At 61.3% G+C, this 24,535-nt stretch carries 22 protein-coding genes and 1 tRNA gene; 11 read left to right on the top strand and 12 right to left on the bottom strand.

Annotated elements, in window-relative coordinates; all coding sequences use genetic code 11:
- The first annotated feature begins 282 nt into the window (after nt 1-282).
- Genes C495_RS01460 through C495_RS01450 form a run of 3 tightly spaced genes read left to right on the top strand, consistent with a single transcriptional unit; the run spans nt 283 to nt 3,148 of the window.
- Nucleotides 283-1,233 (top strand): extracellular solute-binding protein, encoded by a 951-nt coding sequence (locus C495_RS01460; protein ID WP_049890113.1) that lies wholly within the window; start codon nt 283-285, stop codon nt 1,231-1,233.
- A complete protein-coding gene (locus C495_RS01455) occupies nt 1,230-2,048 on the top strand; it encodes an ABC transporter permease (RefSeq protein ID WP_008159335.1) in 819 nt (272 codons plus the stop codon). Before C495_RS01460 ends, C495_RS01455 begins: the two co-directional genes overlap by 4 nt.
- Nucleotides 2,045-3,148: an ABC transporter ATP-binding protein gene (locus C495_RS01450; RefSeq protein WP_008159333.1), complete on the top strand. Its 1,104-nt coding sequence runs from the start codon at nt 2,045-2,047 to the stop codon at nt 3,146-3,148. The genes C495_RS01455 and C495_RS01450 overlap by 4 nt, the downstream gene beginning before the upstream one ends.
- Nucleotides 3,149-3,277: 129 nt before the next feature.
- On the opposite strand, the gene C495_RS01445 is transcribed toward C495_RS01450, so the two are convergent.
- Nucleotides 3,278-3,352, bottom strand: a tRNA-Glu gene (locus C495_RS01445).
- A 261-nt stretch (nt 3,353-3,613) separates the two neighbouring features.
- On the opposite strand from C495_RS01445, the gene C495_RS01440 reads away from it, so the two are divergent.
- The 3 genes from C495_RS01440 to C495_RS01430 all read left to right on the top strand — a co-directional run bounded on the left by C495_RS01440 (nt 3,614) and on the right by C495_RS01430 (nt 6,641).
- Nucleotides 3,614-4,351: a fumarylacetoacetate hydrolase family protein gene (locus C495_RS01440; protein ID WP_008159331.1), complete on the top strand. Its 738-nt coding sequence runs from the start codon at nt 3,614-3,616 to the stop codon at nt 4,349-4,351.
- A 60-nt stretch (nt 4,352-4,411) separates the two neighbouring features.
- Nucleotides 4,412-5,113, top strand: a complete 702-nt coding sequence (locus tag C495_RS01435; protein WP_008159329.1) for an MBL fold metallo-hydrolase — start codon at nt 4,412-4,414, stop codon at nt 5,111-5,113.
- Between the two features lie 166 nt (nt 5,114-5,279).
- Complete coding sequence (locus C495_RS01430) at nt 5,280-6,641, top strand: Nramp family divalent metal transporter (protein WP_008159327.1); 1,362 nt, start codon at nt 5,280-5,282, stop codon at nt 6,639-6,641.
- 137 nt (nt 6,642-6,778) lie between these two features.
- On the opposite strand, the gene C495_RS01425 is transcribed toward C495_RS01430, so the two are convergent.
- The 3 genes from C495_RS01425 to C495_RS01415 all read right to left on the bottom strand — a co-directional run bounded on the left by C495_RS01425 (nt 6,779) and on the right by C495_RS01415 (nt 11,543).
- Complete coding sequence (locus tag C495_RS01425; RefSeq protein ID WP_008159325.1) at nt 6,779-7,870, bottom strand: DNA topoisomerase IV subunit A; 1,092 nt, start codon at nt 7,868-7,870, stop codon at nt 6,779-6,781.
- Between the two features lie 49 nt (nt 7,871-7,919).
- Nucleotides 7,920-10,382, bottom strand: coding sequence for a DNA topoisomerase VI subunit B (locus C495_RS01420; protein WP_008159323.1), 2,463 nt, complete (start codon nt 10,380-10,382; stop codon nt 7,920-7,922).
- A 159-nt stretch (nt 10,383-10,541) separates the two neighbouring features.
- A complete protein-coding gene (locus C495_RS01415) occupies nt 10,542-11,543 on the bottom strand; it encodes a potassium channel family protein (RefSeq protein ID WP_008159321.1) in 1,002 nt (333 codons plus the stop codon).
- Between the two features lie 313 nt (nt 11,544-11,856).
- Here C495_RS01415 and gyrB point away from each other — a divergent pair, with 313 nt between their 5' ends.
- Together gyrB and gyrA are read left to right on the top strand one after the other, a co-directional pair.
- Entirely contained in the window at nt 11,857-13,779 is a 1,923-nt protein-coding gene (gene gyrB, locus C495_RS01410; protein ID WP_008159319.1) for a DNA topoisomerase (ATP-hydrolyzing) subunit B, read from the top strand.
- Nucleotides 13,780-13,796: 17 nt separating this feature from the next.
- A complete protein-coding gene (gene gyrA, locus C495_RS01405) occupies nt 13,797-16,271 on the top strand; it encodes a DNA gyrase subunit A (RefSeq protein WP_008159317.1) in 2,475 nt (824 codons plus the stop codon).
- Nucleotides 16,272-16,526: 255 nt separating this feature from the next.
- On the opposite strand, the gene C495_RS01400 is transcribed toward gyrA, so the two are convergent.
- From C495_RS01400 to C495_RS01390, 3 genes are all read right to left on the bottom strand, one after another.
- Entirely contained in the window at nt 16,527-17,060 is a 534-nt protein-coding gene (locus C495_RS01400) for an Rrf2 family transcriptional regulator (protein ID WP_008159316.1), read from the bottom strand.
- A gap of 316 nt (nt 17,061-17,376) precedes the next feature.
- The gene (locus tag C495_RS01395) at nt 17,377-18,309 is read right to left on the bottom strand and encodes a ZIP family metal transporter (RefSeq protein ID WP_008159315.1); all 933 of its coding nucleotides are present in this window, start codon (nt 18,307-18,309) and stop codon (nt 17,377-17,379) included.
- A 156-nt stretch (nt 18,310-18,465) separates the two neighbouring features.
- Entirely contained in the window at nt 18,466-19,146 is a 681-nt protein-coding gene (locus C495_RS01390) for a metal-dependent transcriptional regulator (protein ID WP_049890090.1), read from the bottom strand.
- An 86-nt stretch (nt 19,147-19,232) separates the two neighbouring features.
- Between C495_RS01390 and C495_RS01385 the strand changes: the two genes are divergently transcribed.
- Together C495_RS01385 and C495_RS01380 are read left to right on the top strand one after the other, a co-directional pair.
- Entirely contained in the window at nt 19,233-20,252 is a 1,020-nt protein-coding gene (locus C495_RS01385; RefSeq protein ID WP_049890089.1) for an arginase, read from the top strand.
- 115 nt (nt 20,253-20,367) lie between these two features.
- Nucleotides 20,368-21,522, top strand: a complete 1,155-nt coding sequence (locus C495_RS01380; RefSeq protein WP_008159310.1) for an NAD(P)/FAD-dependent oxidoreductase — start codon at nt 20,368-20,370, stop codon at nt 21,520-21,522.
- 156 nt (nt 21,523-21,678) lie between these two features.
- Here C495_RS01380 and C495_RS01375 read toward each other — a convergent pair whose 3' ends face one another.
- The 5 genes from C495_RS01375 to C495_RS18440 form a co-directional block, all read right to left on the bottom strand.
- Entirely contained in the window at nt 21,679-22,215 is a 537-nt protein-coding gene (locus C495_RS01375) for an acyltransferase (RefSeq protein ID WP_008159308.1), read from the bottom strand.
- 273 nt (nt 22,216-22,488) lie between these two features.
- Entirely contained in the window at nt 22,489-23,304 is an 816-nt protein-coding gene (locus C495_RS01370; protein WP_008159306.1) for an Nmad3 family putative nucleotide modification protein, read from the bottom strand.
- Between the two features lie 61 nt (nt 23,305-23,365).
- On the bottom strand, nt 23,366-23,500 hold the full coding sequence (locus tag C495_RS18445) for a hypothetical protein (protein ID WP_275039959.1): 135 nt from the start codon (nt 23,498-23,500) through the stop codon (nt 23,366-23,368).
- Nucleotides 23,479-23,697, bottom strand: a complete 219-nt coding sequence (locus C495_RS18305; RefSeq protein WP_008159304.1) for a hypothetical protein — start codon at nt 23,695-23,697, stop codon at nt 23,479-23,481. The genes C495_RS18445 and C495_RS18305 overlap by 22 nt, the downstream gene beginning before the upstream one ends.
- The gene (locus C495_RS18440) at nt 23,697-23,831 is read right to left on the bottom strand and encodes a hypothetical protein (protein WP_275039958.1); all 135 of its coding nucleotides are present in this window, start codon (nt 23,829-23,831) and stop codon (nt 23,697-23,699) included. The genes C495_RS18305 and C495_RS18440 overlap by 1 nt, the downstream gene beginning before the upstream one ends.
- A gap of 303 nt (nt 23,832-24,134) precedes the next feature.
- On the opposite strand from C495_RS18440, the gene C495_RS01360 reads away from it, so the two are divergent.
- A complete protein-coding gene (locus C495_RS01360; protein WP_008159302.1) occupies nt 24,135-24,533 on the top strand; it encodes a type IV pilin in 399 nt (132 codons plus the stop codon).
- Nucleotides 24,534-24,535: the final 2 nt, after the last annotated feature.

Raw genomic sequence — 24,535 nt, 5'->3', positions numbered from 1 at the left:
GGGGTCTCGAGTACGGGATGGCGGAGTCGATGGGGCCGTACCGACCGCAGTTCGTATCAAAGGACAACGAACTTAGCGTCTGCACGACGCCGTGGTCGATCAGTCGGAGTGTCGCAGTCCCGTATCAGCCGAGACGCACGTGGGTAACGAGTCTCGTTTACGGTGCTCACCATGCGTCCGTTTCGTCGCCGAACCGACATAGCTGGAAACCAAAATCGGTTACTAATTTTCCGTATAGAAACTTGGAATGGTTATATGTGGGGCGAGGATAAACAAGTGAACATGAACCACACTGGCGATCACGCTCGAGACCGTGTGCATCGCCGGACGGTGCTTACGACCTCGAGCAGCGTCATCGGGTTGGGTATCGCTGGCTGTCTCGGAGCCGACACCAGCACAGTGAGTGTGCTGTCCGCCGGAAGCCTCGCTCACACGTTCGAGTATCACATCGGGCCGGCGTTCGAAGCGGAGACCGGAATCGAGGTTCGTGGAGAGTACTACGGCGCAAATGCGGTGATGCGGATGGTCGAAGACCGAACCAAACATCCAGATGTCATCGTCAGTGCCGACGCAACACTTCTCCGTGACCGACTGTACGGCGAGTTCACCGACTGGGACGTCGAATTTGCCGCCAACAGCCTCGGGATCGGCTACAACGAAAACACCCGGTTTGGGCAGCGACTCGAGGACGGCGAGCCGTGGTATGAAATCGCACTGGACACCGACGAGGGCGACCTCTCGATCGGTGATCCAGACCTCGATCCACTCGGCTATCGCGCTGTGCAGGCGTTCGAACTTGCCGAACGCGAATACGGCCTCGAGGGCTTTCGCGACGACCTGTTGGCGCTCGTTCATGAGGAACCGGACGAGCCACAGATGATGGCGGGAGTCGAAAGCGGGTCACGGGCCGCAGCGATTGTCTATCACAATATGGCGGTCGATCACGGGATGCCGTTCGTCGAGTTCCCCGAGGCATACAACTTCGCAACCCCCGAACTGGCCGATCAGTATGCGACGGCCGAGTTTACGACGGATGAGGAGGGATACACTGCAGTCGGCCGCCCGATCCTGTACAACGCGACGGTCAACGACGAGGCTGACGCCCCCGATGCCGGGCACCAACTCGTTCAGTTTCTCATCGACACTCCTGAGTTGCTCGTCGACGCCGGGTTGACCGTTGGGGACAGTCTCCCCCGTCCAACGGGGACTCTGCCGGAGGCGGTCGACGTATGAGCCTCGGCACTGGACTGCAATCTCGCCACTCGAAACGGAGTACGGAACTACTGATCCCGGCGCTCCTTGGTGGACTCATCCTCGTGTATTTTGCGCTCCCGTTCGTTACGTTTCTCTCACGAACGGGAACGACGAACATCGTCGCGGCGTTGTCCACGCCGGCCGCCCAAGGCGCGATTCGCAACTCGCTGCTCACCGCACCAGTATCGACTGCGATTGCGACCGTCCTCGGGGTTCCGCTCGCGTACGTCCTCGCCCGACGGTCGTTTCCCGGGAAGCGACTCGTCGAAGCGCTGGTGATCCTCCCGCTCATTATCCCACCCGTCGTCGGTGGCGCAATGCTCATCTCGGCCGTTGGACGGTTCACCCCGATCGGTGCGGCCGCTGCCGCCGTTGGCCTCCCGCTTACGGACAGTCTGCTCGGTGTTATCCTCGCACAGACGTTCGTCGCTGCGCCGTTCGTCATCATTACCGCTCGAGCAGGCTTTGGCGCGGTTGACGAACGGTTAGAACAGGCCTCACGGTCGCTTGGCTACGGCCCGCTCTCGACGTTTTGGAACGTCTCACTGCCGTTAGCTCGCGGGGCGATTCTCGCGGGAATCAGCTTGACGTTCGCTCGAGCGATCGGGGAGTTCGGCGCGACGATGATGGTCGCATACAACCCACGAACGATGCCGACGCGGATCTGGGTCGACTTCATCGCCGGCGGAATCGATGCGATCGTCCCGCTTGCGGTGGCTCTGCTTGGGATCACGCTCGTCGTTCTCGCAGCCGTCCAGCGATTCGGGCGCGTGCCAACGGTGATCGACAAATGATGCTCGAACTCGACTCGCTCACCCATCGCTACGGGAGCGAACTGGCGGTCGACGACGTCTCGTTCGGCGTTGAGGAAGGCGAGCTAGTCGCGCTGCTCGGGCCGAGTGGGTGTGGGAAGACGACGATCGTGCAGGCGATCGCTGGCCACATCCACCCAACGTCGGGGCAGGTGGCTCTCCGTGGCGCAGACGTCACCGACACGCCCCCCGAATCTCGCCACATCAGCGTCGTCTTTCAGCAATCGACGCTGTATCCGCATATGACAGTCAGCGACAACGTCGCCTACGGGCTTACAGCACGGAACATCGACTCCGAACGGCGAACGGAACTCGTCAGCGAGTATCTCGAGCTGGTCGATCTGTCCGATCAGCGAGCAGCGTATCCAGCCGAACTCAGCGGCGGCCAACAACGCCGAGTCGAACTCGCTCGAGCGTTAGCACCCCAGCCTGACGTGTTGTTGCTCGACGAACCGTTGTCGGCACTCGATCGGACGCTGCGCGAACGGTTGCGTGACGAGATCGCTCGCATTCAGCGGGAAACCGGTGTCACAACGCTGTTTGTCACACACGATCAGGACGAGGCGATGGCGCTCGCTGATCGACTCGTCGTGATGAACGAGGGCACCGTATCGGGCTCCGGGGAGCCACGGTCACTGTATGAATCCCCACCGACGGCGTTCGTGGCGTCATTTCTCGGCCGTTCGAACACTGTTTCGGGACCGATCACCGACCAACAGCCACTCACGGTTTCGCTTGGTGAGCAACAGCTCGTGCTGACCGACACACAGACCGAGTTGCCGACTGGAACCACCGTGACGTGTCACGTTCGACCGACAGCACTCTCGATACGACCGCCTGACAGTGCCGACACACCGCTCTCACTGGCGGGAACGGTGACACGCGTTACGGACCTCGGAAAACGCTACGACGTGACGATCAGCGTCGACGCCGCAAACGACCTCGTCGTCGAGCAACCCGCGAGTCCACCCACCGTCGGCGATGCGGTCGCCGTTGCACTCCCAGCACAGCAGCTATCGATTTTCGGTCCCGACGGCTGCACGCGTCTCGACGAGGCGTTGGCTCCCGAAGCCAGCACGTAAGCTGTCGGCACACACTGTCTCCACTCGAGCGACCGAGTCGACGCCCCTCGAGTCTGATCGACGCTCAAACCCGGGTCGGCGCGTATCCAACGGTCGTACCACTCAGGGAGAGTAGCGTAAGTTGAAAAGTGCTCCGTCAGGGATTTGAACCCTGGTCATCGGCTCGAAAGGCCGAAATGATTGGCCGGACTACACCAACGGAGCGTTCATCGCGTTCTCGCACCGGGTTTCCGGCGCATCCTTCGAACGCATTAGTCGATTGCGCCGGCCTAGTAAAAAGCGTTCCGTTCTGCGTCCGTCGTGGCAGTTACTGACGTACTTGCGTTCCTGTCACATCCACTCGAGTCGACGCCGTCTCGGTGCCCGGTGACGTAGGGCCAGCACTGCTTACGTACCCACGGGACAGACAGCGCGAGTGCCGCCGCCATCTCAATCCTTTTGACCACACGCCACGACCCATCCCGCATGAAATACGTTCGATTCCGTGATCCGGCTGGTGCTGTCCGCCGCGGCGAGTTCGAGAACGGTCACGTTCACTTCGGGAACCAAAAGTATGCACTCGAGTCCGATGAGATCGACGTGCTCGCACCGTGTGAGCCGTCGAAGATCGTCTGTATCGGCCGTAACTACGCCGACCACGCCGATGAGATGGGCTCCGACGTTCCGGATCGCCCGCTGATCTTTCTGAAGCCGCCGAACACGATCGCGAGCCACGACGACACCGTCACCGCGCCGGCCGGGAAAGAGCGCATCGACTACGAGGCCGAACTGGGCGTCGTTATCGGCGAGCAATGCCGTCACGTCCCCGTCTCCGAGGCGATGGACGTCGTCGAGGGCTTTACCTGTGTCAACGACATCTCGAACCGCGACGATCAGGAGAAAGAACAGAACTGGATTCGCGGGAAGGCGTTCGACGGCGCTGCACCGCTTGGCCCACTGCTCGCAACGCCCGATGAGGTGCCGGCCGACGCATCGGTGCAGTCCCGTGTCAATGGCGAGTTGAAACAGGACGGCTCGCGCGAGCAGCTCATCTTCCCCATTCCGGAACTGATCGCCGAGATCACGGCCTACATGACCTTAGAGCCGGGTGACGTGATCGCGACCGGAACACCGGAAGGCGTCGGTCCACTGTCCGATGGCGACGAGGTCGAGATCGAAATCGAGGGCGTCGGCACGCTTTCGCACTCGATCCGCCGGCCGTAAGCGGCGATACACACGCTGCGAGCCGAACCTTTTTCGAGTCGCTCGAGTGTACGACCCAGTATGACCGTCCGTTTCGGTGCAGTGACCGTCGACTGGCTCGGCTACGCGACCGTTCGCCTCGAGGGCGAAACGGGTGCTGTCATCTACATGGACCCCGGTCGATACGGGGTGCTCGAGGAGTACAACGCCCGCGACGGCGATCTCGTGTTGGTGTCTCACGACGATCACTACGATCCCGACGGCATTCGTCGGGTGGCTCACGAGGACGCGATCGTCGTCGTCCACGAATCGATCGACGCCAGCGAGATCGACCGGGTCGACGAACAGCCCGAGGACCTGCCCTACGTGGTCGAGCGCGTCCGTGCGGACGAATCGTTCGTCCTCGGCCCGCTGGATCTGTTCACCACGCCCGCGTACAACGATCCTGCGGGCCCACACGTCGACGAACACGGCGACCCGTATCATCCCGAAGGCGAGGGCTGTGGCTTTGCCGTCACCATCGACGGCGTCTCGGCGTTCTGGCCCGGCGACACCGATGTCCTCCCACTCCACGACGACCTGGATATCGACCTGTTTCTCCCGCCGATCGGCGGCGCGTTTACGATGGATCGCCACGAGGCCGCCGCGCTCGCGGAACGAATTCGCCCCGAGCTCGTGTTGCCGATCCACTACGACACGTTCGAGGCGCTCGAGACCGACGCGGACGCGTTCGTCGTCGACGTCGCAAACCGCGCAGTTCCAGTGGTGCTCGGCGAACAGTAACGGCAAGCACTGTTCATCGGGGGACGAATCCATGGACATAAGTCACGGATCGCCTAGTCACTCATACTCTCCATGCTTACTGTTGACATATCTTCACGTTTGAGGGAGACACGGGTGGGTGGCCACGTGCCGTCCGTCGCCGCAACTCCACGAACAGGTGAGACACATGGCTGGTGAAACCGAAACCGAGGTCGAAGCCTCCCAACCTGAGCTTACCTACCCGTCCGCTGGGTGGGCTGGCTTCTTTAAAAACCACTTCGGACCGTCGATGCTCTGGGCGCTGATCAGCATCGGCGGGAGTCACATCGTTCTCGCCCCGACGCTCGGTGGGACGTTCGGACTCGTCGCAATCTGGATGTTCGGCCTCATCTACGTCGTCAAGTATGGTGCCTGGGAACTGGGCATTCGGTATAACTACGGCGTCGGGGCGAACCCGATCGAAGCCTACGGTGATCTCCCCGGGCCGAAAAACTGGGCGCTCTGGGTGACAATCCTCGTCTTCACCGTCATGTACACGTTCATTACGGCTAGCGTCGGCATGAGCACGGCCGCGTTCATCGCCGCGTTGACTCCCGGCTGGCTCACCGCAGCGTGGGCGTACGTCCTCTTCGTCGGCGCTGCCGGCGTGCTCGTGATCACGTCGCGCTACTCCGTCCTCGAGAAGGCGTTGATCGGCTTTACGGTCGCCGTCGGTGTGCTCGTCATGCTCGGTGCCCTCGTCGGGCCGCCATCACCCGAACGGATCGCCGAAACGACGTTCGCGATCCCCGACCTCACCGGACCCGCCTTCGTCGCGCTGTTTGCCGCGGCCGCCGGGTTCGCACCGACCGGCTTCAGTACGAGTATCCTGATCGGAAGCTGGAGTATGGCCAAAGGCGAAGGGGCTGGTGAACTGCGACAGAAGGGGCTCGATCCGAACAATCCGGCCCACCACGACTACATCCGCGCATGGATCAAAACCGGCCGCCGTGACTTCAACGTCGGCTACGTGTTCAGCTTCGTCCTGATCGCCGCGATGGTTATTCTCGCGACGAACGTCCTCTATCCGAACCCGCCGACGGACGCCAACCTCGCGTTCGCGATCGGCAACATCCTGAGCGACTCCTTCGGCGAATGGTCGTACTACGCCATGCTGATCGGCGCGTTCGCAGCCCTCTACTCGACGGTTATCACGCTTCTCGACGGGGCCGCACGTGCGACCGGTGACATCCTCCCGATGGCGCTCGAGGACGAGAGCATCGACAGCGAGCGCATCCGAAAGCTCGTCGTCGCCGGCGTCGTCGCCGTCAGCAGCGTGATGGTGCTCGCACTCGGGGACGTCCCCGTGACGCTGTTGCTCTACGTCGCCGCCATCCTCGCCGTTACGGAGATTTTCTTCTACCCGGCCAACTGGTACGTCGTCGAGAAACACCTACCCGAGCCGTTCCGCCCGTCTCGAGCCTGGCACATCTACTACGTCGTCAGCCTCGTGTTCGTCCTCATCTTCGGTGCGATGGGGGCTGCGCTTCGGCTCGGCTTCATCGGATAACACAACTGCGAATTACCTGCTTTCTGTCGCCTTCCCGTCCACACAGCTGTCGCTTCCCGACTCTCTACGATCGTCAAGCGCTGAAAACGGTCTGTCACGGGCGTTGCTGCTCGGTTCGAACGTGGCTCAAGGTGCGTTTAGATAACGCCCATCTCGCTGAGACGCTCGGGGAGATACGTCTCCGTCACGAAATCAAGTCCCCGAGCCGCGAGCGACTGCTGTTCGGACTTCTTGCCGATCTCGAGTTGGAGTTCGATCTGTTCTTCCCAGTAGTCGGTCTGGAAGCGCGGGTCCTCGAGTTCGCTCTCTAAGGCGTTGATGTCCGAGTCGCTGAGCGGGTCGGTCGGCAGATCGTACTCGACGATGTCGGCCGGCTGGATGCCGATGTACTGGGCAGCCGGCGTCGCGAGATACTCCGAGAGGTGGGCCGACTTGATAGAGCCGTAAGCGACCGAGCCGTAGATTCGGTACGACCACGGGTCGCCGTCGGCGAAGACCGTCACCGGGAGGTCGAGTTCGTCGTGGAGTCGCTTGATGATCCGTCGAGTCGCCCGTGCGGGCTGGCCCTTGAGGTGGACAATAAGGGCGTTGTACTCGTCGTCGAAGCCGTTCTCGACGAGTCGGTCCCGCATCCCACCGGTCTCGACGGCGAGGATGAAGTCGGCATCGCAGTCGAGAAACTCGATCGTGTCGGGGTTGTTCGGAATCTGGTAGCCACCTTCGCCGACGTCTTCCTGACAGTGGATATCGCGTTCGCCGCGGCGGGTCTGTTCGCGCAGGTGCAGCGGCCCCATGATCGTTGCGCCCGACTCCTCCGGGCGCATGTGGAAGTCCTCGCGGGTCACACCCGAAACGATCTCCAGATCCTCGATCAGGCCGTTGGACTCGTCCTGATCGGAAAACTGCGCCTCGTTGTTGTCCCAGCTTTCAGAAAGGTAGTACAACTCACGCAGGGTCGAGGAGCGGTCTTCCTCGAGTTGGTTCGCCAGAAACTCAATCGTGTAGACGGCCTTCAGCAGCTTTCGCGCACCACGAACGGAGTTCGCAGAGCGTGTTGACTCTCGGTCGCCGTACACCCAGACGCCTTTGTCTTCGTCGTACTCGATGTTGTTTTTCGTCCGCGTCGGGACGGACATGTGGGGGATCTCGCCCAGTTCGAACTGGTCGTAAAACTGTGCCGCGAGGTCGATCAACTGTTCTCGTGCCTGTTGGTCGTTGTCTGCGCTCATTGTATCACCGTAAAGTCACTTCGTTCTGTCAGAGCACTCGGTCGCACGCTCATGCTGACACCGTGAGTTTCTCGCTTTCGACGCCCTTGACGTCCAGATCGAACGCCGCATCATCGGGAACCACATACTCGAGGGCGGCCTCGTCGTCGCTCGAGACGTCGATGTCCCACTTGACGAACCACTCGCCGTCCATCTCGACGACGGTGGCGTCCTCGGAGAGGTTCGTCGGTTCGGCGGTGACGATGTCGGTGATCTCGAGCGATTCGGCCGTGTTCGAGTTGTTCTCGACGGTGACTGAGACGGCCTGCCCGTCGCCGTTTTCTTTGACGCTGCGTTCGACGAGCACGTTGTTCATGATGCGTGCGACGGCGTCGTTGATATCGGGCTCCTCGCGGTCGGTCACCTCGGCGACTTTGGCGGCCATCTCGGGGAGGATCTTCCCAAGGACGTTCTGTTTCTTCCGGCGCTGTTGCATCGAGCGGCGCTTGTTGAGATAGCTTTTGAGTTCGCGGGCGGCTTCACGGATCGCGAGTTCGATCTCGTCTTCGATCGCCGGCACGTTTGCGACGGCGTCTTTCGACTCGCTCGTGAAGGGGACGTTCGTCGAGGCGACGTGGATCATGATCACCGCAGGGCCGTTCGGCAGCCCGGAGCCACCGGGCTGGTCGAGGCCGTAGTTGCGCCAGCCGATCGATTTGACCACGTCCGTCGTCGCACACGCGCCGCGCTGGTAGACCAGTGGAACGCGGTTTGCAAACCGCATGACGTCGGCACTGCCCTCGGCTTGGATCTCGCCGCCGTAGGCGATGCCGGCCTCGACGATGAACGGATCGCCGCCGTGAACGTCGGCGTCTCGAGTCGCAGAGGCATAGAAGTCGGCGTCGAACTCCTTTTTCAGACCAGCCGTGATCAACTCCTCCGTGATCGGCGAGAGACATCGCGTCGGTGGGGCCATGATGTCGGCCGCACGCATCCCGTCGACGAGGTTGCTGGCGGCATCCCGGTCGCTGTCGAGTTCGCGAACCAGTGGCGGGTCGTCGGGAACCGTCGCCATAACGTCCCAAACGGCGTCAGTGACGTTCTCACGTGCTGTCTCTCCAAAGGAGACGTCGTCGTACTCCTCGGTCAGTTCCGCAGCACGGTCGACGAACTCGCGGAGTTGCGTCCGGGTGAGTCGGTGGCGGACGTTGTCGGCCTCGGACTCGTCGTCGAACGTGGCTGCGAGGCGCTCGGCGAAGGCGTGGATAATCTCGTCGTCCTTTCGGGTGCTCGTCGCCTCATCGGCGAGAGTGTACAGCTCAGCGACGAGCCGTGAGGCTGCCGTCCCATCGGACTTGCTGTCTGCTTCCGTGTCGTCTGCGGCGTCGATGATCTCGAGCCAGACGGCCTCGACGGCGTTTTCGCGGACGGTGTCGCCGAACGTCGTTCCGTAATCGGCTTCGGCGTCGGCGGCGGCCACGTCGACAGCGTCGACGAGTTCGTGGTGGGCGATTCGGTCGTGGTCGGCGACCGCGTCGGCAATGGCGTCGGCGAAGGCAGCCGTCGCATCGGCTCCCTTGTTCGCCGTCGCCGCCGACACCGCAGCTCCGAGGTCGATGTCCTCGCCCGTCGTAGGTGGTCGCCAGCGCATCTCGCGCCCGTAGTAGCGGTCGCGGAACTCGTCGATGATCGACTCGGCAGTCTTCTTGCCGACGCGGGTGAACTCCTCCTGGAGGAACCCAGAAACCGTCTGTGAATCCGTCGCCGACAGCATCTTCATGACGGTGCCGAGTTCGACGCCGTGAGGATGTGGGCGGATCTCTTCGGTCTCTTCGGGGAGTTGGTCCGTCGCCCGTTCGAACTTGAAGTGGTTCTTCGGTTCGCGCAACTCGAGGCGGGCGTGGGGATTGACGACCGCGGTGTGTTTGATGTAGTCGTGAAGCTGTCCGCGGGCACGCATGTTCGCCTCCATCTCGAGTTCGATGCGCGTGCCGTGGGGCCGATCCCACGAGGTCGTCTCCTCGACGCTGATCTCGGGTTCGTTCTCGTCGGTGTCGACGATGAGTTCGAAGTACTGGGCTTCGCTTGCACCCTGGGTTCGACTGGTGATTTTGGCGGGTTTCCCGCTCGTCAACTGGGCGTACAGCACGGCAGCGGAGATTCCGATCCCCTGCTGGCCACGAGACTGTTCGCGCGCGTGAAATCGAGAGCCGTAGAGCAGTTTCCCGAAGACTTTGGGGAGAGAGTCTTTTGTCAGGCCCGGGCCGTTGTCCTCGACGATCAGCCGGTAGTAGTCGCCGACCTCTTCGATTTCGACGTAGATATCCGGGGCAATCCCGGATTCTTCAGCGGCGTCTAGGGCGTTGTCAACGGCTTCCTTGACAGCCGTGACGAGACCTCGAGCGCCGCTGTCGAAGCCGAGCATATGCTTGTTCTTCTCGAAGAACTCGGCGATCGAAATCGCCTGCTGGCTCTCGGCCAGCTCCTCGGCGATCCCCACCTCGTCCTCGAGTGTCGACTGAAACGACGTCATTGTCCCCCCATACTAGCGGCGGGGCTAAAAGGTGTGTGTTACCGGAGTGAAAGTGAATCGACGGCTTGAGGCAGCTGTGAACGGCTCTCACGATGCCGATTCCAACGGCATACTGGCACCACACCGTTGCCACGCCGGAACAGACTCCAACCGACGTTCTCACTCCTCGAGCGGCGGCCAGTGTCTCGCATCGGCCCGTGCAACACCCAGTAGCTTCCGGCGACGGTCGGACAGTGCCGTAATCTCGTCAGCGAACGCGTCGTCCTGAACGGTTGGGATGTCGTCGTCCCGGAGTCGGCCGAGTTCCGGTCGCGGTGGGATCTCGTCGGCAGGCTCGATGAACGCCGTCTCGAGCGTGTCGAGATAGCTGTCGACGCTCGAGCGAGCGTCTTCGACCAGCGTTGGGTTGAGCTGTGCATCGTCCGAGACGCCGTGACGAATGGACGTCAGCGCCTCGTCGAAGACGGGAACGGCCATCGACGACGCTCGAGAGGCCCGTTCGCTGTGGTAGTAGTGGAGAACCGGGTAGGCCTTGTGCTGGTCTGCGAGCAGAGACAGCTGCGTCGCGAGTGACTCGAGTGGGCGCTCGAGGCCGCGAAACTCGTCTTCAGCGGTCCAGCCCGCGCGCACGAACGCTTCACTGCGTTCGCCCAGCCCAGTGACGTCGCTGGCGAACGAGCGCTTTTGTGACACTGCGCCGAGGACGGTGAGGATGTAGGAGACGCCCAACGTGACGAAGGCCATTCCAGTCGCGGTCGTGAACGAACTGGCGAGCTCCCAGCCGCTCGTCGTCGGTGTGTAATCGCCGTTTCCGTTCGTGAACATCGTGTAGGCGACGTAGTAGAAGCGGCCAGCCCAGTCGGCTTGCGCGCCGGTATGGGCGCTGACGAGGGCCGTCTCGTCGCCAGCGAAAAGCATCGTCCAGCCGAGCCACAGCAGTGCGATCCACATCGCAAGCGTGAACGCGAGGATCAGCGGCCCGGCGAGACTCAGCGCGCGCGGGTGGTCGTTGCTCGCCGTCCGCAGGCCACGCCAGGTCCAAGTCGTCAGCCGTCCGGAAAGCGGACCAGCCCCGCCGTCGACCCAGAGTGTCGTCCAGAGGATGTCGACGACCACGGCGACGAGCACGACGAACCCGACGGCCAGATACAGCGGTTGCATTTCGTCTCCCCTACAGGACCGAAGACCGTCAACGGCACCCCGGGTACTGACACGGCTTTTTGAGCGCGATCACGGGCCCGCGATCAGTCGCCGAGCGCTCCAGACGGGTGTGACTCGAGCCGAGTGAGCGCCGTGAAACCACACATCTACCGGAAACACCGGGGTATAAAGAGGTCGACCCTCCCTTCACGACCGGATACCCGCCCCGAGAGCCGACAAGCAGCGACTGCACCTGTCTTGTGGTGGCTTCGCGCGCGAGCGCGTACACGTGACTTTTATTAGGTGGGGACCACTACCCGAAAGCAGGTTTTACATGTCCCAGGAAAGCGAGTACGGCGCCGGACAGATTCAGGTCTTAGAAGGCCTGGAGGCTGTGCGAAAGCGACCGGCGATGTACATCGGCTCTACCGATTCTCGAGGGCTCCACCATCTGGTCTACGAAGTGGTGGACAACTCGATCGACGAGGCACTGGCTGGCCACTGCGACGACATCACCGTCTCCATCCACGACGACGGCTCGGTGAGCGTCGCAGACGACGGCCGTGGTATCCCCGTCGATACACACGACGAATACGACCGCCCGGCGCTTGAGGTGATTCTTACTGTTCTCCACGCTGGCGGGAAGTTCGACAACAAGTCCTACCAGGTCTCCGGTGGCCTCCACGGCGTCGGCGTCTCGGTCGTCAACGCCCTCTCGAGTCGACTCGAGGTCGAGGTCAAACGCGACGGCGGCGTCTTCGAACACGCCTTCGAGTCGGGCGAACCTGTCGGCGATATGGAGCGGGTTCGCGATATGGACCCGGACGAGGGGACGGGAACGACGATCCGGTTCTGGCCCGACATCGACATCTTCGAGACCGGTGACTTCACCTTCTCGACGCTCTCGAATCGGCTTCGAGAGCTGGCATTCCTCAACTCTGGCGTTCGCATCACGCTGCGTGATGAACGCGCCGAGGACGGCCCGACCGAGGAAACCTACGAGTACGAGGGTGGCATCCGTGAGTTCGTCGAGTACCTGAACGAGACGCGCTCGGCGATGCACGAGGACGTCATCTACTTCGAGGACGACGACCAGAACATCGAAGTCGAGGTGGCGATGCAGGCCACAGAAGAGCTCCAGGGCTCGATTCACGCCTTCGCGAACAACATCAACACGCGCGAGGGTGGCAGCCACCTCACCGGCTTCAAGACCGCGCTCACGCGGACGGTCAACGACTACGCCGGCGAGAACGACCTGCTCGGCGACCTCGAGGAGAACCTCAAAGGCGAGGACATCCGGGAGGGACTCACTGCAGTTATCTCGATCAAACACCCCGATCCGCAGTTCGAGGGCCAGACGAAGACGAAACTCGGCAACTCCGAGGTTCGGGGAATCGTCGAGAGCGCGATGCACGAAGGACTCGGCACCTACTTCGAGGAACACCCCGACACCGCCGAAGCGATCATCACCAAGGCCGTCGAGGCCGCCAAAGCGCGCAAGGCCGCCCAGAAGGCCGAGGAACTGACACGCCGCAAGTCCGCCCTCGAGTCGACCTCGCTGCCCGGCAAACTCGCGGACTGTCAGACCAAAGACCCCGAAAAGGCCGAACTGTTCATCGCAGAGGGTGACTCCGCAGGTGGCAGCGCCAAACAGGCCCGAAACCCCGAGTTTCAGGCCGTGCTCCCGATCAAAGGGAAGATTTTGAACGTCGAGAAACACCGACTCGATCGCATTCTCGAGAACGACGAAATTCGGAACATGATCACCGCGATCGGTGCGGGGATCGGCGACGAGTTCGACGTTGAGGACGTCCGCTACAAGAAGATCATCATGGCGACGGACGCCGACGTCGACGGCGCACACATCCGGACGCTGCTGTTGACGTTTTTCTACCGACACATGCGCCCGCTGCTCGAGGGCGGGTACGTCTATGCGACCCAGCCACCGCTGTACCGGGTTCGCTACCGCGGCGAAACGTACGACGCAATGACCGAAGCCGAACGCGACGAGATCATCGAACAGAAGTGTGACGGGAACCCGACTCGCGTCCAGCGATTCAAGGGGCTCGGGGAGATGAACCCCGAACAGCTCTGGGAGACGACGATGAACCCCGACAACCGCATCCTCAAACAGATCACGATCGAGGATGCGGCTGCGGCCGACAAGATGTTCTCCGTGCTGATGGGCGACGCCGTCGAGCCACGCAAGCAGTTCATCAAAGAACACGCGCCCGAAGCCGAGTGGATCGACATCTAACTGTGGTGAGGTAAGATATGAGTTCAGACGTACCCGAACCGACCGACGTAGAGGCACGGGCGATCGAAAACGTCCGCATCGAAGATGAGATGGAACAGTCGTATATCGACTACGCGATGTCCGTCATCGCGGGGCGTGCCCTCCCGGACGTCCGGGACGGCCTCAAACCCGTCCATCGGCGCATCCTGTATGCGATGCACGAGATGGGCGTCTCGAGTGGCTCTTCTCACCGCAAATCCTCCTCGATCGTCGGGGAGACGATGGGTGACTACCACCCACACGGTGACAGCGCGATCTATGACACGCTCGTCCGGATGGCTCAGGATTTCTCGATGCGCTATCCGCTCGTCGACGGGCAGGGGAACTTCGGCTCGATGGACGGTGACCCGGCCGCCGCGCCCCGGTATACTGAGGCGCGGATGGCATCCGTCTCCGAGGAGTTACTCGAGGACATCGAGAAGGATACAGTCGACTTCTCGGCGAACTACGACGACCGACTGCAGGAACCCGACGTCCTCCCGGCGGCGTTCCCGAACCTTCTGGTGAACGGCTCCTCGGGGATCGCGGTCGGGATGAGCACGAACATCCCGCCGCACAACCTCGGTGAGGTGATCGACGCGACGATCGAACTCATCGACAACCCTGACGCGACGGTCGAGGACCTGATGGAGCACGTCAAGGGCCCCGACTTCCCAACGGGTGCGAACATCGTCGGTCGCGACGCCATCTACTCGGCGTACAAGACCGGTCGCGGGCGCATCCGCGTGCGGGCCGAGTTCGAAGTCGAGGAGTGGAAAAACGGCCGCGAGCGAATCGTCATCACCGAACTCCCCTACCAGGCCAACAAGGCCCGGATGGTCGAGCGAATCGCCGAAAACGTCAACGACGGCGAGATCGAGGGAATCTCGGACCTACGCGACGAGTCCGACCGCGACGGCGTCCGGATCGTCGTCGAGTGCAAACGCGGCGCGAACGTCGAAGTCGTCAAGAACAAACTGCTCGAGAACCACCTCGAGAAGACGTTTGGCGTCATCAACCTCGCGTTAGTCGACGGCCAGCCGCAGGTGCTCTCGCTGCGAGAGACACTCGAGGAGTACGTCGCCCACCGGCGCGAAGTCGTTCGCCGACGCAGTGAGTACGACCTCGAAGAAGCCGAGGATCGAGCCCACATCCTCGAGGGCCGACTAACGGCCGTCGAAAACGCCGACGACGTCGTCGAACTGATCCGCAACAGCGAGGATCGCGCGGCGGCGAAAGCGGCCCTGCAGGATGCGTATGACTTCTCTCAAGCCCAGGCAGAGCACATCGTCCGAATGCAACTGGGCAGTCTCACCTCGATGGAGACGGCCGAGATCGAAGCCGAGTACGAGGATGTCCAGGCCGAGATCGAGCGCCTGACGACGATTCTCGAGAGCGAGCAGGAACTGCTTGCGGTCATCAAAGACGAACTCCGCGAGATCAAAGCCGAGTACGGCGACGACCGCCGGACCTCGATCATCGAGGACCAGGGGACGGTCACTCACGAGGACCTCATTCCGGAAGAGGAGGTGTTCGTCGTCATGACCGAAGACGACTACGTCAAGCGGATGCCGATCGACCAGTTCAGCCCGCAGGGACGGGGCGGTAAGGGAATCATCGGCGCGGACGTCAAAGACGGCGACCGCGTCACGACGGTGTTCCGCGCGAACACCCACGATTACCTGCTGTGCTTTACCAATCAGGGGAAAGTCTACCAGCTCAAGACCTACGAGATCCCCGAGATGGGCCGGACCGCGCGCGGGAAATCCGCAGTCAACATCCTCGATCTCGACACCGATGAGGATATCACGGCCATCGTCGACACCGACGCCTTCGGCGACGGCGAGTTCGTGACGATGGCCACCCGGAACGGCTACGTCAAGCGAACCGCTGGCGAGGCATTCGACAACATCCGCTCGACCGGGATCATCGCGGCCGACCTCGAGGACGGTGACGAACTCGTCGACGTCGAAGTCACTGACGGCTCACAGGATCTGGTCATCGCAACTGAAGGCGGGATGACGATCCGCTTCGACGAGAGCGAAGTCCGCTCGATGGGGCGCAACGCCCGCGGTGTCAACGGGATCAAACTCGAGGACGGCGACGCGGTCGCCGGACTGGTTGCGACCGACGAAGACGACGAGCGGGCGCTGTTGACCGTCACTCGAAACGGCTACGGCAAACGCACTCGCCTCTCGGCGTATCGCACCCAATCGCGCTACGGCAAGGGCCTGATCGACATCAAAACGGGCGATCGAAACGGGCCGGTGACGGCTGTCAAAGCCGTCGCTGACGACGACGAACTCGTGATGATGAGCGAGCGCGGCCAGATCGTCCGGACGCGCGTCGACGAAATCTCGACGGTTGGACGAAACACGATGGGCGTGATCGTCATGGACGTCGAAGCAGGCGACGCGGTCGCAAGCGTCGACGAGATTCCGGCGGCCACAACGGTCGACGCCGACGAGAACTGACCACGGCACCGCATTCCTTTTTCGGTCGCACACGACTCGATCAGTGCGAACTCGGCTGCAAACGTCCGGTGGGAATGGCCTCGAGTGCGTAAGCGACTCCACGCTGGTCTATTCCGATAGTAGCCACTGCACGTCACTGCACACCTGATCGCACGACAGCTGTGCGATCAGTGTGTAACTCGTTGCAGTTGTTACTATAGAAGCAGCTATTGATACGAACGGAGACGGGATAGGCTGTCAGCGCCGAACGCGCGTTCAGTGTGCTGGTTCTTCGGCGGGCGCAACCATGTCCTCGATTCGAAGAATCAGAATGTTGTTAGTGTCGTCTTTCCCGTCGACACGCCCTTCGATAACGAGTTTCGAGAGTGGTGTCGGTCCGACGATGACCGAGTCATCCTCGTGGATCTCACCCATCGATCCCTGAATGTGGATCTCGGCACGGCAGAGTTCGGGGTGGTGAACACTCGAGAGGTCGATTTCCTCGACGATGACGTCGCTTACGGGTTCGCCTTCGTGCTCGAGTGGGACGGAGGCTGGATCGTCCATCTGCTGGATTTCGAGCGCCTCGTACGCTGCTGCGGTTGGTTTGTACCCTCCTTTCGGGCCTGGGACGCCTTCGACCAACTGCAGGGCTTTGAGACTCTGCATCTGGTTGCGGATCGTGCCGGGGTTTCGGTCGACCTGTTCGGCGATATCCTCACCTTTGATCGCAGACTCGGATTCCTTGTGAAGGTTCGTCAATGCACGGAGGATTTTCTTCTGGCTGGGGGTGAGTTCGATGGATGACATACTGGGATATTCGTAGTTGATTTCCTTAAACCCGACGGGTGAGTCAGGTTGTTTCGCTAGGATTTTGATGTTTGAGCCGCCTGTAGTAAGGCGTTTTGCTTCGGGGGCAGTCTGTGAGTTGGTGCCTGTTTACGTTGTCTTGGGAGATTGTTTACGAACACGGTATTTTCATCCATTACCACAGCGTCTGGATGCGTGTGGATTGCCGTCTCCGTCCCAACGGTCTCAGACAGGAATGAGCCAGCCCTCGAGGACGAACTCGGTGAGGACGTCCTCGAGGAAGAACATGAGGACNGCCGTCTCCGTCCCAACGGTCTCAGACAGGAATGAGCCAGCCCTCGAGGACGAACTCGGTGAGGACGTCCTCGAGGAAGAACATGAGGACGAACCCGCCGACGAACGTCGCCGTGTTCGTCCGGCTCAGAACGGCTTCGGCGTCGAAGCGGATGAGTTCGGCGACCTCGATGAGCACTTGGATGATCGCCCCGACGGCAATTGCATAGAACAACATTGCGAGCAGCGGCGAGTTCGCGAAGCTGCCAACCCAGCCGCCGAGAATAACTGGGGCACCGGCGATGACCCCCATCATAGCGAAGTGTCTCACGGGCGGTGTTTCCCGTTCACGGGCGACAGCGGCAACGATGGTTGGCCCTTCCATCACGTTGTGCATGACGAACGCTAAGACAAGCAACATCACGAGTGACGCATCGCCTTGGACGTAGGCGACGCCGATTCCGAGCCCCTCACCGATGCTGTGCAGCCCCAGCGCGAGTGCAACAAGGTAGGCGATATGGAGCCCGCTTTTGTCCTGGCTCGCCATCTTGTTCTGTCGCCACTTGCTGGCGACGTACATCACGGCGAACGTCCCACCGACACCGACGACAGCGACTGTCCCCGAAGTGAGCGTACTGTCGACCACGGCGCTGTACTCGACGATCTCTTCGATCATTTCGATCGCGATGAACACGAGGACACCTGCTGCAAGCGCCATAAACGCGTGGAGATACCTCGGCTCGAGATTCCGGATAAAGGGAAACCAGAGCATCCCGATCGCGACTGGAATAATGCCCGCGATCGCACCAATGATCGTCACCGTCCAGACGATTTCGACGGTACTCACCCCGTCAGCCGAGTCGATGCCGCTGAACGGAGACGTGAGATAGAGGAGCCCGAACACAGCCGTGAGAACCACCACCGGACCAACAGCCAGCACCCATCGTGGGAGATCGTCGATCGACCGTGCCGTCATGGGACGGCTCCACCTCCACTACCGAAGTATCGAGTCATCATTGAACAATGATTAGTCCCGTCTAAACATATAGCTTTNTTTCCATTTCTCAGTGGTTAGACTGACTCTAAACGCAGTCGCTCACGGGTTTCCTGTACGGATATCATTCGTGATCCGTTATTGTTCGAGTTCCGCCGGCACAGCCACGCGAACGTGGTGTGCAACGGATTCGGGAAGCGAAACGGAATCGTCGTGACTGCTCGAGCGTGCGGTCACCATCCCGAAGGGCGCGACTTCCATGATCTCGAGTTCGACCCCCGGTTCGACGCCGTGATCAGCAAGATACGAGAGTACCTCGGCATCACGGTCAGCGACTTCCTCAACGATCACGACGTCGCCTTCATCGAACTCAGTGACAGATGCGCCGTCCGGTCGCTCAGGTGGCTCGAGGTCAGCACTGGGAATCGGCGAGCCGTGAGGATCGACCGTCGGCTGGTCAAGCGCGTCCGCCACGCGGGCCTCGAAGTTCTCGCTGATGTGGTGTTCGAGTCGATCTGCTTCCTCGTGGACCTCCGCCCAGTCGTAGTCGAGATGTTCCGTCAGATAGGCCTCGAGCAGTCGGTGGTGGCGGATCACCTCGAGGGCAACGGTTTCGCCCTCGCCAGTCAGGGTGACACCGCGGTACTTTTCGCGGTCGACGAGGCCACGGTCCTCGAGTTTGTCGAGCATACTGGTGACAGTCGGCGACGTGACGTCTAGCTCCTCGGCGATCGCCGACGTCTTGATTCGCTCATCGGTCTCACGCTGGAGCTGATAGATCGCCTTCAGATAGTCTTCCATCACGTCGCTCAGCATCATCGTAACCCTGTTTTAGCCTCATCTAACCCTAAATCTGTCGCTCGCGTGACCGCCACGATCAAACCGTCACGGGGTGTACCACACGTATGGGTCGAACTGTCAGGATTATTGGGGCACCGATGGACTACGGCGCTGATCGCCGCGGCGTCGACATGGGGCCGTCGGCGATTCGATACGCAGGATTGGCCGACGGCCTGTCAGATGCGGGTGTCGAGCCGGTTGATGCGGGAGATCTGTCGATTCCTCGAGCAGAAGAGCGCGATCCGGACGCCAAACAGCCGAATCGAGGAACCGCGAAGTTCCTTCGCGAGGTCGAAGACGTTTGCACACGGCTTGCCGACCAAGTCCAAGCGACCCTCGAAGCCGGCGAGTTTCCGCTCGTGTTGGGTGGCGATCACTCCGTGTCGATCGGTTCGATGCAGGGGTCTGCACGACGTGCCGACCTCGGTGTGATCTGGTTCGACGCCCATGCTGACCTCAACACGCCCGAAACCTCACCCAGCGGTAACGTTCACGGCATGCCACTGGCCGCAACGCTCGGTCGGGGTGCGTTCGACGAGTCGGCGTGGGCGCACGCTCCCCGCGTCCGCGAAACATCANGCGGTAACGTTCACGGCATGCCACTGGCCGCAACGCTCGGTCGGGGTGCGTTCGACGAGTCGGCGTGGGCGCACGCTCCCCGCGTCCGCGAAACATCAATCGCGTACGTCGGCCTCCGAAGTATCGACGAGCGCGAACGCACCCTGCTTCGCGACAGCGAGATGACGGCCTTCACGATGGCTGATATCGACGACCGTGGAATGACATCCGTCGTCGACGACGCCCTCGATATCGCCACGACCGGCACCGACGGCGTTCACGTCAGCCTCGACCTCGACTGGCTCGATCCGAAGACAGCACCCGGCGTCGGAACACCCGTTCGCGGCGGCGTCACCTATCGGGAAGCCCATGCCGCTCTCGAGGCCGTTTCGCGGCGTCACGAAGCTGACGAACTGCTCCGGTCGATGGACGTCGTCGAAGTGAACCCGATTCTCGACGAAGGGAACGAAACAGCGACGCTCGCAGCGGAACTCTCCGCGAGCGCGTTCGGCAATCGGATTCTATAGACGCTGCGCCTGGATTGAACCATCAACACACCCTGCGAACAGTGTTGCATGGTAACATAGAACACTGTATGTCCCTTCCAACAACTTTGTATCGTAGTGTTTCTGACTGTTAGGTATGACTGAGAACGTCGTCGTACTCGGAGCCGGTTATGCCGGTGCCGGGACGATCAAAAAGCTCCAGTCGGAGCTCGGGGGCAGCGTACGACTCACATGGATCGCAGATGTCGATTATCATCTGGTCCTTCACGAATCACACCGAGTCATCCGTGACCCAAGCGTCCGCTCGGATATCTCGTTCCCGATCAATCAGATCGCCGATCCATCGACCCGGTTCATTCAGGACGAAGTCGTCGGTCTCGATGTCGACGAACAGGTCGTCGAACTGGCCGACTCCGATGACGTCGAGTACGATTACGTCCTCGTCGGCCTCGGGAGCCAGACCGCCTACTACGGCATCCCCGGCCTCGAGGAACACTCGCTGACGCTCAAAAGCCTCGACGACGCCCTCGAAATCCACGACGCCGTCAAACAGGCCAGTCAGGACGCCACCCGTGGCGACCCCGCACAGGTCATCATCGGCGGCGCTGGCCTCTCGGGCATCCAGACTGCCGGCGAAATTGCGGAGTTCCGCGACAACCACCGTGCACCGATCGAAATCCACCTCGTCGAGGCGCTCGACGAAATCTTCCCCGGAAACGATCCGGAGTGCCAGCAGGCGCTGCGTGACCTGCTCGAGGATGCTGGCGTCCGTATCCATACGGACGATCCGATCACGGAAGCCACCAACGAGGTCATCGAGTTCGACGAGGGCGAACCGCTCGCACACGACGTCCTCGTCTGGACCGGTGGAATCACGGGCCGAGACGCCCTCGAGACGGCCGACCTCGACAAAGAACACAACCGCGTCAACACGAAGGCAAACTTCCAGACGACCAACGAACGCGTCTTCGCGATTGGCGATTCGGCGATCATCGATCAGGGCGACCAGCCCGCACCGCCGACCGCACAGGCCGCCTGGCAGGCCGCGGAAGTCGCCGGCGAGAACATCGCCCGTGCCATCGAGAACCGACCGCTCAAGACCTGGGAACACGAGGACAAAGGGACCGTCATCTCGGTCGGCGACGAAGCGATCGCCCACGACGTCGACATGCTGCCCGTCGATACCTTCGGTGGGTTCGCCGCGAAGAACCTCAAAAAGATGATCGCCGCCCGCTGGATCGCAGACATCACGTCCTGGAACGAAGCCCGCAAGTCCTGGTCGTCGCTGTAAGTCGACGGCTCGCCCACCGACTCCGATTGAACGCCGCTTGCTCGAGTCGAACGCGGTTTCGCGTGTTGTCTCGAGAAGCGGTGCTGCTCTCTCGTTTTTCTTTCTCTCCCTGCTCGTCGAGTGCTCGTTTTCGTCGGGCTGGCGCTTGTCGTGTGTTTACGACTTCGATGGAGGCCTTTCGTCGGTGTCGTCTGTCCCCATCGGCTCGGCTGGGACGCCCGCGACGGTCGTGTTCGGCGGGACATCGCGTGTCACGAGTGAGTTCGCCGCGACGCGTGCATCCGCACCGATTTCGACACCCGGCAGCACGATCGCTCCAGCACCGATCATCGCCCGCTCGCCGATCCGAACCTCGCCCGTCCGATACTCGTCTTGGAGAAACTCGTGACAGAGGATCGTCGCGTCGTAGCCGACCAGCGCCTCTGCTTCGATCGTGATCAGTTCCGGCCAGAAGACGTCCGGCGTGGCCTCAAGCCCCCACGAGACCCCGGGGCCGACGGTGACACCCAGCCGGCGCAACAGCCAGCGCTTGAGACGGAGACTCGGCGAGATCCGGACAAGCCAGACGACGAGATACGAAATCGCGACTCGAGCGGGACTGCGAGCGGTCGGCCACCCAGACAGCGAGTTGCCCGGCCCTGGTGTTGGATGCCGACGAATGCGGTCGTGACGGGATGTATTCTCATCAGTCACTGTCGAGGGATACGACCTATCACTACATGAAACCGACCGATCGGGATTCTCTGATAGCGATCATACCAACTGAACCGATTGACACACGCATCGCACAGCGAACGGGTCACATCGTTCCCGCTCGCCAGTTCGCGGTTCTCGCTCATGGGTCGTTCCTCCCCGTTCGCGTTTCCGCGGTTCTCACTCACGCCGTTCGCTCCGACCCGCGCACGCTCCGACCCGCGCTCTCGTCGTGCGATGCGGTGTGCAGTGACGTGCAGTGGTTACTATAGTCTACGTCGACTCGATCACTGCATCATCTGCGGTGCGCTCTCGGCAGCGACCGACCTGCTGTCGAAAGGCATCGCTCGAGACTGCACAGCGATAGGCCGGTTTGTACATCATATTCTCGCCGCCGGCACGAACGTCCCACGCGTTTGCGATCTCCTCGCGCAGGTAGTACTGTGCGCGTTCGTTGCCCGACTTGACGTAGTACTCCGAGAGCTGGATCGGATACCGATCGAACAGCCCGCCGTGCTCGCGGCCGTCGATGAGCACGATCGGTTTGCCCAGATAGCACTCGCCATCGCTGGCACGTTTCGTGTGGGCGTTTTCGGGGTGGGCCTCGAGGATCGCCTCGCGTTCGGCGTGGGGCATCTCGGGTGTGACGACATCGACGCGATCGACGGTCATGTAGCCGATCAGATAGCGATGGGCGCGGTCGCCATCGGGACGGCGCAAGCCAGCATAGAAGCCGACGATATCGCCCGACTCGAGCGCTCGAAGCCTCGAGACGTAGCCACTCGTTCGATGTTCGCCGTAGGTCAGGGCATCGAAGTTCGGATCGCGGTGGAACGGCCACGACTCGAGTTCGTCGCCGGAGACGGTTCTATCGGCATCGCCGATCGGCTGGGGCGTGATTCGGTTCGTGAGCGACGCCGCAGTTCCCTCGCTTGCACGCAGGTCCCACGAGCCGAGGGTCGTGGTTTCGTCTGTCGCTTGGGTCTTCTCAGGGATTGGCACGTACTCGAAGCGTCCATCATCGTACAGCGGGGCGAGTGCCCCGAGGTTCGTGCTGTCGGCACCGACACCAGCGAGAACGACCGTCATTGTTCGGTGGTCGGCGTGGCTGGAACCTAAAGCCGCCGGTCGCGTCGGGGACTCGTCACTGCTAGCACTGGAACGGTATCAGTCCACTCGAGAAGCGGGATTTGACCCGCCCATTCAGCTGGTAGTTGGCGACGAAGTCGTCTTCGTCGATCGTGATGCCGACGATCGTCACGTTCAGCAGATCGCCGAGCCCCACAGGAGTGTCTCGTCTTCCAGGACGTCGACCTCGTCGAGGATTGCAACGATATGGTCGTCTGTTTCTCGAAACGTCTCGATGAACGTGCTGGCAGCCGTCCCGTCTCGAGAGCGATGGTTCCCGATGCTGGAGTCTAGCTCCAGCGCGTTCGAGACCGCGTCGGAGCCGTTGGCCGGCTGCTGACTCGCATATCGCATCACAGCCTGGAGTCGAGGACGGCCGCCCACGGATCACTGTCTGCCCCGCCGTCGTCGGTGCGCGCGAGGTCGCGCTCGTCGATTACGGGGGTGTCCCAGTCCAGACTGGGTTTCAGATGTGAGACTTCAAACATGTGTTGTATCGTTGAACAGTCGTCAAAACCGCAAGACTGCGTAGCTTCAAGGGGGTGCTGTAGGGTCTCTACACCTCCCTAATTATCAGTTCTGAAAGCGCTCCAAAACATTCTTTTCACCAATACGTTGGACTTTAGGATAATTATATATATGCAGACATCACTGGCTGCAAGTAGCACCGCAACGACGAGACGGCACCGCTGAGGGTCGATTTGTAGCTCCCTCGAGCGCCGTCGGGTGCCACTGTGGCACTCGAGCGAAGTCATCTCACTGTTGCGGGTGCGTGAAAACGCAAATCAACTATGGATCTCACAACATATCGAAACAAGCTAATCGGAAGCGAAGACGAGCGAGCTGTATCGCCTGTGATTGGTGTTATTTTAATGGTTGCAATCACAGTCATTCTCGCAGCAGTGATCGCAGCGTTCGTGCTGGACATTGGTGATCTCGACGACAGTGCTCCACAAGCACAGTTTGATTGGGAAGATGATGATGGAAATGTCACCGTCACCATGACGAGTGGTGATGACATCAACCCAGATGCAGTAACTATGAGTCCAGAGGGTCAAGCCAATGGCGATTGGGGTGATTCGATTACAGCAGGTAGTACATACGAGTTCGATGGTAATAGTTCCGACACGTATCAGATTATCTGGGAGGGTGACGGATCTTCGACCATCATTTCGGAGTACGAGCCATAACA

This window comes from Natronorubrum sulfidifaciens JCM 14089 (assembly GCF_000337735.1).
In the GTDB taxonomy this organism is placed as follows: domain Archaea; phylum Halobacteriota; class Halobacteria; order Halobacteriales; family Natrialbaceae; genus Natronorubrum; species Natronorubrum sulfidifaciens.
The sequence above is the reverse complement of the archived record's forward strand: the minus strand, read 5'-3'. Positions and strand labels throughout refer to the sequence as shown.

Coding starts and splice junctions, on each gene's coding strand:
- C495_RS01460 (WP_049890113.1), top strand. CDS start 283: ATGAACCACACTGGCGATCACGCTCGAGACCGTGTGCATCGCCGGACG.
- C495_RS01455 (WP_008159335.1), top strand. CDS start 1,230: ATGAGCCTCGGCACTGGACTGCAATCTCGCCACTCGAAACGGAGTACG.
- C495_RS01450 (WP_008159333.1), top strand. CDS start 2,045: ATGATGCTCGAACTCGACTCGCTCACCCATCGCTACGGGAGCGAACTG.
- C495_RS01440 (WP_008159331.1), top strand. CDS start 3,614: ATGAAATACGTTCGATTCCGTGATCCGGCTGGTGCTGTCCGCCGCGGC.
- C495_RS01435 (WP_008159329.1), top strand. CDS start 4,412: ATGACCGTCCGTTTCGGTGCAGTGACCGTCGACTGGCTCGGCTACGCG.
- C495_RS01430 (WP_008159327.1), top strand. CDS start 5,280: ATGGCTGGTGAAACCGAAACCGAGGTCGAAGCCTCCCAACCTGAGCTT.
- C495_RS01425 (WP_008159325.1), bottom strand. CDS start 7,870: ATGAGCGCAGACAACGACCAACAGGCACGAGAACAGTTGATCGACCTC.
- C495_RS01420 (WP_008159323.1), bottom strand. CDS start 10,382: ATGACGTCGTTTCAGTCGACACTCGAGGACGAGGTGGGGATCGCCGAG.
- C495_RS01415 (WP_008159321.1), bottom strand. CDS start 11,543: ATGCAACCGCTGTATCTGGCCGTCGGGTTCGTCGTGCTCGTCGCCGTG.
- gyrB (WP_008159319.1), top strand. CDS start 11,857: ATGTCCCAGGAAAGCGAGTACGGCGCCGGACAGATTCAGGTCTTAGAA.
- gyrA (WP_008159317.1), top strand. CDS start 13,797: ATGAGTTCAGACGTACCCGAACCGACCGACGTAGAGGCACGGGCGATC.
- C495_RS01400 (WP_008159316.1), bottom strand. CDS start 17,060: ATGTCATCCATCGAACTCACCCCCAGCCAGAAGAAAATCCTCCGTGCA.
- C495_RS01395 (WP_008159315.1), bottom strand. CDS start 18,309: ATGACGGCACGGTCGATCGACGATCTCCCACGATGGGTGCTGGCTGTT.
- C495_RS01390 (WP_049890090.1), bottom strand. CDS start 19,146: ATGATGCTGAGCGACGTGATGGAAGACTATCTGAAGGCGATCTATCAG.
- C495_RS01380 (WP_008159310.1), top strand. CDS start 20,368: ATGACTGAGAACGTCGTCGTACTCGGAGCCGGTTATGCCGGTGCCGGG.
- C495_RS01370 (WP_008159306.1), bottom strand. CDS start 23,304: ATGACGGTCGTTCTCGCTGGTGTCGGTGCCGACAGCACGAACCTCGGG.
- C495_RS18305 (WP_008159304.1), bottom strand. CDS start 23,697: ATGCGATATGCGAGTCAGCAGCCGGCCAACGGCTCCGACGCGGTCTCG.
- C495_RS18440 (WP_275039958.1), bottom strand. CDS start 23,831: ATGTTTGAAGTCTCACATCTGAAACCCAGTCTGGACTGGGACACCCCC.
- C495_RS01360 (WP_008159302.1), top strand. CDS start 24,135: ATGGATCTCACAACATATCGAAACAAGCTAATCGGAAGCGAAGACGAG.